At 63.7% G+C, this 13,192-nt stretch carries 11 protein-coding genes and 1 pseudogene; 11 read left to right on the top strand and 1 reads right to left on the bottom strand.

Translation table 11 applies throughout. From position 1 onward, the window contains the following. The first annotated feature begins 2 nt into the window (after positions 1–2). From E2583_RS05440 to E2583_RS05410, 7 genes are all read left to right on the top strand, one after another. Positions 3–1,343 (top strand): branched-chain amino acid ABC transporter permease, encoded by a 1,341-nt coding sequence (locus E2583_RS05440; RefSeq protein ID WP_291593823.1) that lies wholly within the window; start codon positions 3–5, stop codon positions 1,341–1,343. Between the two features lie 3 nt (positions 1,344–1,346). Further along, a complete protein-coding gene (locus E2583_RS05435; RefSeq protein ID WP_291593821.1) occupies positions 1,347–2,165 on the top strand; it encodes an ABC transporter ATP-binding protein in 819 nt (272 codons plus the stop codon). 166 nt (positions 2,166–2,331) lie between these two features. After that, positions 2,332–3,027, top strand: coding sequence for an ABC transporter ATP-binding protein (locus E2583_RS05430; protein ID WP_291593819.1), 696 nt, complete (start codon positions 2,332–2,334; stop codon positions 3,025–3,027). A 250-nt stretch (positions 3,028–3,277) separates the two neighbouring features. Further along, positions 3,278–5,377, top strand: a complete 2,100-nt coding sequence (locus E2583_RS05425; RefSeq protein WP_291593817.1) for a 3-hydroxyacyl-CoA dehydrogenase NAD-binding domain-containing protein — start codon at positions 3,278–3,280, stop codon at positions 5,375–5,377. A 157-nt stretch (positions 5,378–5,534) separates the two neighbouring features. Next, positions 5,535–6,710, top strand: a complete 1,176-nt coding sequence (locus E2583_RS05420) for an acetyl-CoA C-acyltransferase (RefSeq protein WP_291593815.1) — start codon at positions 5,535–5,537, stop codon at positions 6,708–6,710. A gap of 1 nt (position 6,711) precedes the next feature. Continuing rightward, positions 6,712–7,185, top strand: a complete 474-nt coding sequence (locus tag E2583_RS05415; protein WP_291593813.1) for a PaaI family thioesterase — start codon at positions 6,712–6,714, stop codon at positions 7,183–7,185. A 73-nt stretch (positions 7,186–7,258) separates the two neighbouring features. Further along, on the top strand, positions 7,259–9,118 hold the full coding sequence (locus E2583_RS05410) for an acyl-CoA dehydrogenase (RefSeq protein ID WP_291593811.1): 1,860 nt from the start codon (positions 7,259–7,261) through the stop codon (positions 9,116–9,118). Positions 9,119–9,173: 55 nt separating this feature from the next. On the opposite strand, the gene E2583_RS05405 is transcribed toward E2583_RS05410, so the two are convergent. After that, positions 9,174–10,205, bottom strand: a complete 1,032-nt coding sequence (locus E2583_RS05405; protein ID WP_291593809.1) for a patatin-like phospholipase family protein — start codon at positions 10,203–10,205, stop codon at positions 9,174–9,176. 286 nt (positions 10,206–10,491) lie between these two features. On the opposite strand from E2583_RS05405, the gene E2583_RS05400 reads away from it, so the two are divergent. The 4 genes and pseudogenes from E2583_RS05400 to E2583_RS05385 form a co-directional block, all read left to right on the top strand. Next, on the top strand, positions 10,492–10,785 hold the full coding sequence (locus E2583_RS05400) for a hypothetical protein (protein ID WP_291593807.1): 294 nt from the start codon (positions 10,492–10,494) through the stop codon (positions 10,783–10,785). 149 nt (positions 10,786–10,934) lie between these two features. Next, positions 10,935–11,441: a BON domain-containing protein gene (locus tag E2583_RS05395; protein ID WP_291593805.1), complete on the top strand. Its 507-nt coding sequence runs from the start codon at positions 10,935–10,937 to the stop codon at positions 11,439–11,441. A gap of 83 nt (positions 11,442–11,524) precedes the next feature. After that, positions 11,525–12,748, top strand: coding sequence for a PLP-dependent transferase (locus tag E2583_RS05390; RefSeq protein WP_291593803.1), 1,224 nt, complete (start codon positions 11,525–11,527; stop codon positions 12,746–12,748). A gap of 223 nt (positions 12,749–12,971) precedes the next feature. Further along, a pseudogene (locus E2583_RS05385) lies at positions 12,972–13,192 on the top strand (hypothetical protein); the annotation flags it as partial.

Genomic DNA, 13,192 nt, shown 5'->3' with positions numbered 1-13,192 from the left:
CCATGTCTTCGATTGCAAAAACATCCATGAATTCTTCTGCTGCAGACAAGGCCCGGGCTCAGGCGCATTACCGCTTCAAGCCGCTGAACATCGGGCGAATCCTGGTCTGGGGCCTGTTCGCGCTGGCGCTGATCGTGGCACCGCTGATCTTCACCAGCTCGCTGGCGCTGACCATGCTCAGCCAGATCGGCTATCTGATCATCATCTGCCTGTCCTACAACATCCTGCTGGGGCAGGGCGGCATGCTGAGCTTCGGGCATGCGGTCTACACCGGCCTGGGCTCTTTCCTGGCCATTCACGCCATGAACAAGGCCGCTGCGGGCGAAATTGCGATCCCGCTGGTGCTGATCCCGATTGTGGGCGGTCTCGCAGGCATGTTCTTCGCGGCGCTCTTCGGCTATGTGACGACCAAAAAATCGGGCACCACCTTTGCCATGATCACCATGGGGCTGGGAGAGCTGGTGGCGTCCATGGCCCTGATGTTCCCCGAGTTCTTCGGTGGCGAGGGCGGCATCACCACGGACCGGGTCTACAGCAAGTTCTTCGGGCTGGACTTCGGCTCCGGACTGCAGGTGTATTACCTGATCGCCGTCTACTGTTTCGTCTGCACGGCTGCCATGTTCGCCTTCACCGGAACGCCGCTGGGGCGCATGCTGAATGCCGTGCGCGACAACCCCGAGCGTGTCGAGTTCGTGGGCTACAACACCCAGCGCGTGCGCTACTTCGCCTTCATCATCGCCGGCTTCTTTGCCGGCATCGGCGGCGGGTTGACGGCTATCAATTTCGAGATCATCACGGCCATGGACAGCGTCAGCGTGGTGCGATCGGGCGGCTATCTGCTGTTCACCTTCCTGGGCGGTGCCACCTTCTTCTTCGGGCCCATCATCGGCGCCGTGCTGCTGGTGCTGGCCTCGGTGCTGCTGTCCGAGCTGACCAAGGCCTGGCTGCTGTACCTGGGCCTGGTGTTCCTGCTCATGGTCATGTATGCGCCCGGCGGCGTGGCCAGCCTGATCATGATGAATCTGCGCGTAGCCAAGTTCGGCCACTTCAGGCGCCTGCTCATGCCCTATATGGGCATCGTGGCGGCCGGCATCGTGACGGTGGTCGGTGCCGCATCGCTGATCGAGATGATTTATCACATGCAGCTCAACGCGGCCCTCGGCCCCAAGGTACCCTTCATGGGGGCGGAGCTGGACACCAGCGCCGCCGCGACCTGGACCGTTGCGATCGTGGTGTTCGTGGTGGGCCTGGGCCTGCTGGAGGGGGTGCGCCGCCTGACGGCCCGCCGCTGGGGCAGGATACAGGAAGCGATCGAAGCAAGCATCAAGAAAGGGGAGGGCTGATCCATGTCCAGCATCGCCATCCATCAACCGGCTGCGCAAGCGGTGCAGCAGCCCTCCCATGCGCTGGAGCTGCGTGATCTGCGCAAGAGCTTCGGCAAGACCGAGATCATTCGCGGTGCCAACCTGGCGGTCAATGCCGGCGAACGGGTCGCCATCATCGGACCCAACGGTGCAGGCAAGAGCACGCTGTTCAACCTGATCAGCGGTCGCTTCGAGCCCAGCAGCGGCGAGGTACTGCTGCACGGGCAGCGCATCGACGGCAAAAAGCCCTTCGAAATCAACCGCATGGGGTTGTCGCGCAGCTTTCAGATCACGAATATCTTTCCCAAGCTTTCGGTGTTTGAAAACCTGCGCTGCAGCGTGCTCTGGAGCCTGGGCTATCGCTACAGCTTCTGGCGTTTTCTCTCCAACCTGCATGACGCCAACGAACGCGCCCACGAGCTGATGGAGATGATCGGGCTGCACCGCAAGCGCGACACGCTGGCGGTGAACCTGACCTATGCCGAGCAGCGCGCGCTGGAGATCGGCATCACCATCGGCGGCGGTGCCAGCGTCATCCTGCTGGACGAACCCACGGCAGGCATGAGCAACAGCGAGACCGCGCATTTCATCCAGCTGATCAAGAAGGTCACCGAGGGCAAGACGCTGCTGACCGTGGAGCACGACATGGGCGTGGTCTTCGGTCTCGCGGACAAGATTGCCGTGGTGGTCTATGGCGAGGTCATCGCCTATGACACACCCGAAGCCGTGCGTGCCAATGCGCGGGTGCAGGAGGCCTACCTGGGATCCTCCGTGGCGGACCAGCAGGCAGGAGCGCATTGATGCAGCCCTTCCCGCGCGGCCCTGCCGCGTTCTCTGCCTCTTCTCTCGCGTCGCGCGAGCGAGTCGAGGGCTTCGCGGCCAGTCGGCCCCTGATCTCCGTCACTGACATGGGGCAAGCATGTTTTGAGGCTTCCCGCCTATCGAGAATCTGAGAGGACAGCAGAAGATGTTGAAGATCAATGATCTGCATGCCTACTACGGCAAGAGTCATGTGCTGCATGGCGTGGATTTCGAGGTCCATGCAGGCGAGATCGTGGCCCTGCTGGGGCGCAACGGTTCAGGCCGCTCCACCACGGCCAAGGCCATCATGGGGCTGGTGCACTGGGAGGGGGCGCTGGACTGGAAGGGCCAGGACCTGAATGGCAAAAAAGCCTATGAGGTGGCCCATCTGGGTATCGGCTATGTGCCGGAGAGTCGCGATGTGTTCCCCAATCTGACCGTGCATCAGAACCTGATTCTGGGCCAGAAAGGCAAGGGCAAAGGCAGCCGATGGGGGTTCGACGACATGTACGCCATGTTTCCCCGCCTCAAGGAGCGACAGCATACCGAGGCCGGGGTGATGTCCGGCGGCGAGCAGCAGATGCTCACGCTCTGCCGGACGCTGATGGGCGACCCGGATCTCATCATCATCGACGAGCCCACGGAAGGCCTGGCACCCAAGATCGTAGAGCTGGTGGGCGAATACCTCAAGAAGATCAAGGAACGCGGCGTCTCCGTGCTGCTGATCGAGCAAAAGCTGACCATCGCCATGAATATCTCGGATCGGGCGCTGGTCATGGGCCATGGGCACATCGTGTTTGACGGCACCCCCGAGACCCTCAGGGCGAACGAGAAGGTTCGCAAGGAGTGGCTGGAGGTGTGATGTGAGTCGCCCCCTGTGGCGCTGATTGCGCCTTCTCCGTCTCTCGCGTTGCGGGAGGGGCGATGCCATTGCCTGGGCGGCCCCACCTGGGCGGCACCGTCGCGAGGTGGCTCTTGCTCGGCATCTCTGACGGCGATTGCGCCAGTCGTTGTCTCATTCAGGACAGGCATCAGTTGCGCAATGCAGCAAAACTCGGACAATAAAAACGCACGACCGTTCTTTTTACATTCATTGAACAGGGGACAACAGCATGACTGCTGAATACCAAGTGGACGGAGCCATTGCCGTCATTACCTTGAACAACCCGCCGGTCAACGGCCTGGGGCTGGCCACGCGACGAGGGGTGGTTGAGGGGTTGCGCCAGGCTCTGGCGGATGATGCCGTGAGGGCCATCGTGATCACCGGGGCTGGCAAGGCTTTCTCGGGCGGGGCCGACATCACCGAGTTCGGCAAGGAGGAGGCTTACCGCGAGCCGCATCTGATTTCCGTGATCCAGCAGCTGGACCTGTCCACCAAACCCCTCATCGCTGCCATTCACACGGTGTGCATGGGAGGCGGCCTGGAGCTGTCGCTGGGCTGCCACTACCGCATTGCGGCCCCGGGCACGGCCGTGGCACTGCCCGAGGTCAAGCTGGGTCTGCTGCCGGGCGCCGGAGGCACCCAGCGCCTGCCGCGCGTGCTGGGCGTGGAGGCTGCGCTGAACATGATTGTCAGCGGCGAGACCGTGATGAGCGAAATGCTGGCCATGCAGCCCGGCCAGCAGCTGTTCAACAGGATGTCTGCCTCGGCCGAGACGCTGCTGGCCGAGGCCAAGGCCTTTGCGCTGGAGGTCGCCGATGTCCGCCCGCTGCCGCGTGTGCGCGACCTGTCCTGCAAGCATCCTCAGGGCGAGGCCTATTTCGAGTTTGCGGCGACCATGGTCCAGGGCATGTCCAGGAACTTCCCCGCGCCCATGCGCTGCGTGGAGGCCGTCAAGAACGCCACGACCAAGAAGTTCGACGACGGGATGGTGGCCGAGCGCGAAGCCTTCATGCAGCTGATGATGACCCCCGAGTCGCGTTCGCTGCGCCATCTGTTCATGGCCGAGCGCGCAGCCTCCAAGATCCCCGATGTCCCCGGCGACACGCCGGTGCGCGAGATCCGCGCCGTAGGTGTGATCGGAGCCGGCACCATGGGGGGCGGCATCTCCATGAACTTCCTCAATGCGGGCATTCCCGTCACGATTCTGGAGACCAGGCAGGAAGCCCTGGACCGCGGCGTGGCGACCATCCGCAAGAACTACGAGGCCCAGGTCAAGAAGGGCAAGCTCTCCGAGCAGAAGTACGAGCAGCGCATGAGCCTGCTGTCCACCACGCTCAACTATGGCGATCTGAAGCATGCCGACCTCATCATCGAGGCCGTGTTCGAGGAGCTGGGCGTGAAGGAGCAGGTCTTCAAGCAGCTCGACGAAGTGGCCAAGCCCGGCGCGATTCTGGCATCCAACACCTCGACGCTCGATGTCGACAGGATCGCAGCCTTCACCAAGCGTCCGCAGGACGTGGTGGGCATGCATTTCTTCAGTCCCGCCAATGTGATGAAGCTGCTGGAAGTGGTGCGTGGCAAGGCCACGGCCAAGGATGTGCTGGCCACGGTGATGAAGGTGGCCAAGAAGATCAAGAAGACGGCGGTGGTCTCCGGCGTCTGCGACGGATTTATCGGCAATCGCATGATCGAGCAGTACTCGCGCCAGGCTGGCTTCCTGCTCGACGAAGGCGCATCGCCCCAGCAGGTCGACAAGGCCATCGAGAAGTTCGGCTTTGCCATGGGGCCGTTCCGCATGGGCGATCTGGCCGGCAACGATATCGGCTGGGCCATTCGCAAGCGTCGCCATGTCGAGCAGCCCGACATGAAGTACAGCGCCAGTGCGGACCGTCTGTGCGAGCTGGGCCGCTTTGGTCAGAAGACCGGTGCCGGCTGGTATGACTATGTGCCCGGCAAGCGCGATGCCATCCCTTCGGACGTGGTGGCCAAAATGATCGACGAGCATCGCAAGAGTCTGGGGCTGACGCCGCGCAAGATCTCCGACGAGGAAATCGTGCAACGCCTGGTCTATGCCCTGGTCAACGAAGGCGCGCACATTCTGGAGGACGGCATTGCCAGCAAGTCCGGCGATATCGACATGGTGTATCTGACGGGCTACGGTTTCCCGCTATGGCGCGGCGGTCCCATGCACTATGCGGGTGAGGTCGGCCTGTTCAATGTGGTGCAGGCCATGGGCCGCTTTGCCCAGAACCCCAATGACGATGCCAGGTTCTGGCAGCCCGCGCCGCTGCTGGCCAAGCTGGCTGCCGAAGGCAAGCAGTTCAGCTAGGTGCCGTGCACACAGACCTCGAGACGTCGTTGCGAAGCCTTGTCGTCATGCCCGTGTCGGCTGCGGCTTCGCGCCCCGTCTCCAACGCAGATCTTCGATCTGCAGGCCTGTGTGAACGGCGACTCGCCACGAAATACCCAGAATCAAAGGACAGAACATGACATCCGCAGTGATTGTTTCTACCGCGCGCACTCCGCTGGCCAAGAGCTGGAAGGGCGCTTTCAACATGACCTATGGCCCAACTCTGGGTGCCCACGCCGTCAGGGCGGCCGTGGAGCGCGCAGGCATCGAAGGAGCCGAGGTCGAGGACGTGATCATGGGCATGTCCCTGCCCGAAGGCACGACAGGCGGCAACGTCGCCCGTCTGATTGCCATTCGAGCAGGCCTGCCGGTCACGACATCGGGGCTGACCATCAACCGCTTCTGCTCCTCGGGCCTGCAGGCGATTGCGCTGGCGGCCCAGCGCATCATCGCGGGCGAGAACGACGTGCTGGTGGCCGGCGGTCTGGAGAGCATCTCCTGCGTGCAGCCCCACCTGAATCCGCACATGGCTTTCGATCCCGAGCTGACCGCCATGAAGCCCGAGATCTACTGGAGCATGCTGCAGACTGCCGAACAGGTGGCCAAGCGCTACCACATCAGCCGCGATGCCCAGGACGAGTACGGCGCCTCCAGCCAGCAGAAAGCGGCTGCGGCACAGGCAGCCGGCCTGTTCGACGCGGAAATTGCACCCATGAAGACCGTCATGGGCGTAGCCGACAAGGTGCGCGGCCTGATCACCAAGGAGGTGACCGTCAGCAAGGATGAAGGCATTCGCGAGGGCACGACCAAGGAAGGCATCAGCGGCCTGCGCAGCGCGCTGCCCGGCGGGGTGATTACCGCCGGCAATGCGAGCCAGTTCTCCGACGGGGCCGGGGCCTGTGCCGTGGTCAGCGAGGAATACGCCTCGCGCAAGGGCCTCAAGCCCCTGGGCCGTTTCCTGGGCTTTGCCGTGGCCGGCTGCGAGCCCGACGAAATGGGCATCGGCCCCATCTACGCCATTCCCAAGGTGCTCAGGAAGCTGGGCCTGTCGATCGACGATATCGATCTGTGGGAGCTCAACGAAGCCTTTGCCGTGCAGGTCATCTACTGCCGGGACAAGCTGGGCATTCCGGCCGACAGGCTCAACGTCAATGGCGGAGCGATTGCCGTGGGCCACCCCTATGGGGTCTCGGGCCAGCGCCTGACGGGCCATGCACTGATCGAGGGCAGGCGCCGCGGCGCCAAGCGTGTCTGCGTGACCATGTGCATCGGCGGCGGCATGGGCGCTGCGGGCGTGTTCGAGGTGCTCTGACATGGCAGGCGCTACCGGGGCGGCGCCCGCCGCCGTGTCGCCCGAAGCCTTCCTGGCCATGGGCCGGCAGGTGCTGGCGGCCCAGCCGTTCAGCATCCTGCTGGGTGCCGTGCTGGAAGCCTTCGAGCCCGGGCGCTGCACGCTCGCGCTGCCGATGCGGCGTGAACTGCAGCAGCAGCACGGCTTCGCGCACGGCGGCGTGCTGAGCTACCTGGCCGACAACGCGCTCACCTATGCCGGCGGCAGCGCCCTGGGCCGGCCCGTGGTGACGTCCGAACTCAAGATCAACTACCTGCGCCCGGCCGTGGGCGAACGCCTGCTGGCACGCGCCGAGGCCTTGCACGCCGGCCGCTCGCAGGCGGTGTGCCGCTGCGAGGTGTTCGTGGTGCTGGCGGACGGGCAGGAAAGGCTGTGCGCCGTGGCGCAGGGCACGATCGCGGCGCTGCCCGAGCGTCCCGAGGGGGCATCCGCCTAGTCGGCAACTCTTCTTTTGATAGCTGCTTGCGCTGGTGGATAGAGCGCTTGCAGCCTGTTTTGATAGGTAATCTATGCGCCTGCGATCCACCATTGATTTTCTGCTCTACGACTGGCTTCAGGCCGAAGGCCTGACCCGTCGCGCACGCTTTGCCGATCATTCGCGTGATACCTTTGATGCGGTGATGGACACCTGCGAGCGCATCGCGCGCGAGAAATACGCGCCCTTCAACCGCACGGTGGACTTGCAGGAGCCGCAATTCGATGGCGAGAAGGTCATCCTGCCCCAATGCACCTACGAAGCCCGCGAGGCCTATGCCGAATCGGGCATGCTCAGCGCGGCCCAGGACTACGAGATGGGCGGCATGCAGCTGCCCTACACCGTGGAGGCGGCGGCCAACTGCTTTTTCGCAGCGGCCTCGATCAGCATTGGCTCGAACATGCTGACCTCGGGCAATGCCAACGCCATCATGGCCCATGGCACCGAACGGCAGAAAAAAGTCTTTGCCGCCAACGAGTTCAACGGTCGCTGGGCTGGCACCATGGCCTTGTCCGAGCCGCAGGCGGGCTCCTCGCTGTCGGACATCGCCACGCGCGCCGAGCCCGATGGCGTCGAGTACGAGAGCGATGCGCTGGGGCCGCGCTATCGCCTCAAGGGCAACAAGATGTGGATCAGCTCGGGCGACCACGAAATGACCGAGAACATCGTGCACCTGGTGCTGGCCAAGATTCCCGGCGCCGATGGCAAGACCATTGCCGGCGTGAAGGGCATCTCGCTGTTCATCGTGCCCAAGAAGCTCGTCGATGCAGAGGGGCGGCTGACTGGCGAGCGCAACGACGTGGCACTGGCGGGACTCAACCACAAGCTGGGCTGGCGCGGCACGACCAATACCCTGCTCAATTTCGGCGAAGGCAGATACCCGGTGCGCGGACAGCATGGCGGGGGGCTGGACGGCCGCGGTGCGGGCGCGATCGGCTATCTGGTCGGCAAGCCCGGCGAGGGTCTCAAATGCATGTTCCACATGATGAACGAGGCGCGCATCTCCATCGGCATGGCAGCGTCCATGCTGGGCATGGCGGGCTACCACGCCAGCCTGGAGTATGCGCAGAGCCGCCCCCAGGGCCGCCCCATTGGCGAGGGCGGCAAGGATGCGAGCCGGCCGCAGTCGCGCATCATCGAGCATGCCGATGTCAAGCGCATGCTGTTGGCGCAGAAGGCCTATTGCGAAGGCGCTCTGGCCCTGAACCTGCTGTGCGCGAGGCTGGTGGACGAGCAGTACACCGGCCAGAGCCAGGAGGCCGCGGAAGCCCGTCTGCTGCTGGAGGTGCTGACGCCGGTGGCCAAGAGCTGGCCCAGCGAGTTCTGCCTGGAAGCCAATTCGCTGGCCATCCAGATCCATGGCGGCTATGGCTATACGCGGGACTTTGCGGTTGAGCAGTACTGGCGCGACAACCGTCTGAACATGATCCACGAGGGCACGCACGGCATCCAGGCCATGGATCTGCTGGGCCGCAAGGTCGTCATGGACGGCGGCAAGGGGCTGCAGTTGCTGGCGGCGCGCATCAATGCCACCACCCAGCGCGCCATGCAGCACGAAAAGCTGGCGAGCCATGCCAACCAGCTGGCGCGTGCGCTGGCCGATGTAGGCGCCGCCACCAAGGCGGCCTGGGCGAGCGGCAATCCCCAGGAGGCCCTGGCCAATGCCGTGCCCTATATGCAGGCCTTCGGCCATATGGTGCTGGCCTGGATCTGGCTGGATGTGGCGCTGGCCGTGCTGGCCATGGACCAGGATCTGGCGATTGCCGCGCATCGCGGCAGCATGGCGGCGCAGCGCTACTTCTTCCACTACGAGTTGCCGCGCATCGGTGCCTGGCTCCAGGTGGTCAAGGCGCGCGACATGACTTGTGCGGCCATGGAGGAAGAGGCGTTCTAAGCCGCACGGCACCGCAAAAAGGCCCGCGTCAGCGGGCCTTTGCAGGGATGTGCGCTCAGGGCTTTTCGCAATGGTCGCTGATGCCCACCATGCCGGAGAGCTTTTGCAGGCCGGATCGCTGCTTCAGGCAGTCCTGGTAGCTGGCTTCGGCAGCTCTCTGCTGTGCCATCTGGGTGGATCTGGCCCGTTCCGCGCGCAACTGGGCAATGCGTTCGCGAATCTGCGGCATCAGCGCCGTGGCCGCTTTCTCTCCCTCCACAATCGCATGGCTGCGCTGCGCGAAGTCGGCAGGCCCAATGTCCAGTACCTTGGGGCGGATGATGATGTCGGCGCGAGCCAGCTCGGCCTGACCCAGTTTCTGGCCCATGATGGCAATCGACTGATTGAGCGCGCCCAGCATATTGGCGGGAGTCTTGCCGCTGGCCTTGTTGGAGATGTCCACGGCAATCACGATGTCGGCCCCCAGATTGCGCACGGCATCGACTGGCACCGGGCTGACGATGCCGCCGTCCACATAGTGGTACTTGCCGATGGTGACGGGCTGGAAAACACCCGGCACGCTGCTGGATGCCCGCACGGCCTGGCCCACGTTGCCCCGTGCGAACACGGTGCGTTCGCCATCCTCCAGGCGCGTGGAGATGGCAACAAAGGGCTTGGCCATCTGCTCCAGCGGTTTGCGCTGCACCTGTTCGTTCACGTAGTCTTCGAGCTTCTGGCCGAGCACGAGGCCTCCGGAGGACAGTTGCAGGTCGCGGATCTTGGCTTCGTCCAGCGCCACGGCTTTTTCCTGCAGCTCAAAGGCGTTCATGCCGCTCGCATAGAGTGCGCCCACCACGCTGCCGGCGCTGGTGCCGGCCACGAACGAGGGCGTCAGGCCGTTGGCCTCGAGCATCTTGATGACCCCGATATGGGCAAAGCCCTTGGCCGCACCCCCGCCCAGGGCCAGGCCGATCTTGATCGCGGGGGCCGAGGTGGTGGCGGTAGGCGGCTCGGGTGTCGCTGCGGGGCTGGGCGGATTGCTGCCGCAGGCGGCAAGGCCGAGCAGACTCAAACAGAGCAAAGGGCGCAAAAAAACGTTCGGGCGCATGCCGGGAAATCCTGCTGTCATTAGGGCGCAAAGTATAGCGACGGGTGCCGGAGTCGCCGATGTGAGGGTTTGCCAATCCAAAAGCTTAGCTGCATACGATTTCCTGTAGTCGTTCCAGGCATGCATCCTTTGTCTGGCGCGATGCGCGAGCATCCCGTCTTGCCGACAATGTGATTTTCGCAAGCAAACCGGAAAGCGGCGGGCACCCTCCATTGTTGCGGCAGGGCAGTGGCTGCCGCAGCCCTTGGCTGCGAGTCTGCCGCTGCACCGCTGCGGCTGTGCCGGCATGGCGCTGCCGTTCGTCGCGGGAAGGTGTGCGACGGCGCTCGGGCAGGGCCTGAACATGCTGTCGGGCATGAGCATGCTCGGGGTCCGCTCTTGCGAAACCCGGCCGCCGGGCCGGTCTGCTTCCACCGAGCAGACCCTCGGGCGGCTAGGCTTCATGCAGCCCCAGCAGGCGCTGAGCCTTTTTGCCGGTTTTGTCATGCGATTGGCTACCCAATCGGGACAGGATTTCGCGCGCCATTCACACATGCGGGCCAGCCTGCTCAGAGGACGGGCTTGCAGCCCGTTTCTGTAATTTACGGAAGATTACTTTTTTCGATTGAATGTCACAAATTCGGACAAATTTGTCCTACAGGGATGCGGGAAAAGTTCGTATCCGGGTCAAAATGGTGGCTGGTTACAGTTGACCGTCATGTTTTTGCAAGCATTAAGGGAGAAATCGATATGACCACTATGTTCAAGCGTTCGGCTCAAGTTCTGGCCATCACTGCCCTGGCCTTTGGTCTGGCTGCCTGTGGCAAGTCCGAAGACAAGACCGCTGGCCAGAAGCTCGATTCCGCCATTTCCCAGACCGAGAAGGCTGCGGAAAATGCTGGCAGCAAGATTGAAGAAGGCACGGCCAAGGCCGGCGATGCTGCGGCCAATGCATTGGCCAAGGCGGGTGAAGCCGCGGGTGCTGCCGTGGACAAGGCTGGCGAGAAGATGGAAGAGGGCGCTGCCAAGGCTGGTGCCGCGCTGGACGATGCAGGCATCACTGCCGCCGTCAAGACCGACCTGATCAAGGCCCCGGAGATCAGCGCGTTGCAGATCAATGTGGACACCAAGGCGGGTGCCGTGACCCTGACCGGCACCGTGCCCAGCGAAGCCGTCAAGACCCAGGCCGGCGAAATTGCCAAGGCCGCCAAGGGCGTGACCTCGGTCAACAACAACCTGACCGTGAAGGCGGGTTGAGACCTTTCACCGGGATCTCGCATGAAGCCAGAGGACGCAAGCCCTCTGGCTTTTTTGCACCTGCATGGCACTAAGATCAGGGCATGACCCAAGCCGACCACAAGCTTTCCACCCATCTGATTCACCATCCCTACAGGGCTCCCTCGGACTTCGAAGGCCCCCAGCCAGCCGTGCACAAGGCTTCGACCGTGTATTTCGAGAATGTGCAGGCCATGCGCGAACGCCGCTGGCTGGACAAGAGCAGCTACACCTACGGTCTGCACGGAACTCCCACGACCTACACTCTGGAAGAGCGGCTGGCTTCGCTGGAGGGCGGCCTGCAATGTCTGCTGGTCCCCAGTGGACTGGCCGCGATCGCCACGGCATCGCTGGCGCTGCTCAGGACCGGCGACGAGGTGCTGGTGCCCGATAACGCCTACGGCCCCAACAAGACGCTGACCGAGGGTGAGCTTGCCCATTTCGGCATCGGTCATCAGTACTACGACCCGATGAGTCTCGATGATCTGGCCGCCAAGATCACCCCGGCCACCAGGCTGGTCTGGCTGGAGGCCCCGGGATCGGTGACCATGGAGTTCCCGAATCTCGTCGAGCAGGTACGGCTGTGCCGGGCCAGGGGGGTGACCACGGTGCTGGACAACACCTGGGGCGCGGGCCTGGCCTTTCGCCCCTTCGACCTGCTGGGCGACGGCAGCGTGGGCGTCGATGTCACGGCCCATGCACTGACCAAGTACCCCAGCGGCGGCGGCGATGTGCTGATGGGCAGCATCATCACGCGCAACCAGCCCCTGCATATGCGCATCAAGCTCGCGCACATGCGCCTGGGTCTGGGCGTGAGCGGCAACGACGCCGAAGCCGTGCTGCGCAGCCTGCCCAGCATCGGCCTGCGCTATCACGCACAGGATCGCTCGGCACGCCAGCTGGCACAGTGGCTGGCCACCCACAGTGCGGTGGCGCAGGTCTTGCACCCCGCCATGCCCGACGCCCCGGGCCATGCTCACTGGAAGCAGCTCTGCGCACAAGGCCCGGGTCAGGATGGCGTGGCTGCCGGTCTGTTCAGCGTGGTCATCGACGAACGCTTCGACCAGACAGCCGTGGATTGCTTCTGCGACAGCCTGCGCCTGTTCAAGCTGGGCTACAGCTGGGGCGGGCCCGTGAGCCTGGTCGTGCCCTACGACCTGCCAGAGATGCGCAGCCGTGCCACACCGCATATCAAGGCCGGGACCGTGGTGCGCTTTGCCATCGGCCTCGAGGATGCGACCGATCTGCAGGCCGATCTGGCCCAGGCTCTGCTCAAGGCCTTTGGTTGAAGCTATTCAGATGAGAGCTGGCAGCGCTTGCCTGCAGGCTCTTTCAAGGTTTTTATTGATCGAAGTCAACAATAGCCGGGTGCCATAAGCTCTTGTTTTCATAGTAAAAATGCGGAGGGCGGCATGCGGGCTTTCCGCAATGCAGATTCAAGGTTGAGCGGGTAACTTGTTCTTGTCGGCTGCCGCCACCGAGGCGCGGCACGGGCGACAAGGAGGGTCTCGCATGCAAGCTTCCCCTGTTTCCGAAGTCAAGGCCGAGTCCGGCAATCTGCAGATTCTGCCGCTGCGCTGGAGGCAGCCCTGGCACTGGCTGCTGCTCGGTCTGCGCGATGTGCGGCGCGCACCCGTCATTGCGCTGTTCTACGGCCTGTGCTTCTGGGGCATGGCGCGGCTGCTGGCCTGGGTGTTCCGCTCCAGTCCCGAATATGTGATGTCCATGGCCAG

The organism is Comamonas sp., from assembly GCF_009360615.1.
In the GTDB taxonomy this organism is placed as follows: domain Bacteria; phylum Pseudomonadota; class Gammaproteobacteria; order Burkholderiales; family Burkholderiaceae_C; genus Comamonas.
Note: the sequence above shows the minus strand (reverse complement) of the source record. Positions and strands in the feature narration are given on the sequence as shown.